At 52.8% G+C, this 598-nt stretch carries 1 protein-coding gene; it reads right to left on the bottom strand.

The genetic code is table 11. The features are described 5' to 3' along the window. Window positions 1-595 (bottom strand): hypothetical protein (locus CTATCC11996_RS25285; RefSeq protein ID WP_003080896.1); only part of this gene is annotated, 595 nt, incomplete at its 3' end. Between the last annotated feature and the right edge of the window lie 3 nt (window positions 596-598).

Below are 598 nucleotides of genomic sequence, written 5' to 3'. Positions count from 1 at the left end.
CTATCTTCAGCCGCCGAACATCCTGGCGCAATGATTCAACTTGGCGCCTGAGTGCTGCTTCATCCAACACTGGCGATCGCTTTGGACTGTGTTTCATCGAGGCAGGGGCACAAGGGCCAAGCAACTGATTTTTCCAGTTGTACAAGGTCCCCCTACACACCCCTAACTTGTCCGCAATCTCCTGTGCAGTTGATTGACGGGTACACAGTTGCACCACGCCCTCACACATCAAAGTATCAGGCTTTGTAGCCGGCCAAGATCTGCCTACTCTCGATTTGCAGGTGTCAGAGCAGTCTTGCCGAACCCACGCAGTCAACGTTCCTCGACCCGGATAACCCAAAGCCCTCATCGTTGCAGCAATACAGCGATCATGGGCGAGGTAATGAGCAACCGCCACCTCCCTTTGCTTCAGAGAATATTTTGGTGCTCTTGGAGCTTGGCTTGCTGGCAAATCCTGATGCTTCAGGTAGCGCTGATACCAGCCTTTCAATGCGTTCTTGGTTGGGTACCCCAACTGGCGAATCGTGGCTCTGGCACGCAAGCCAAGCTTGATGTAAAGCTCAACTGCACGAATCCTGTCTGCGTATGAGTACATGAA

Origin of the sequence: Comamonas testosteroni ATCC 11996 (assembly GCF_000241525.1) — a bacterium.
GTDB lineage: Bacteria > Pseudomonadota > Gammaproteobacteria > Burkholderiales > Burkholderiaceae_C > Comamonas > Comamonas testosteroni.
Note: the sequence above shows the minus strand (reverse complement) of the source record. Positions and strands in the feature narration are given on the sequence as shown.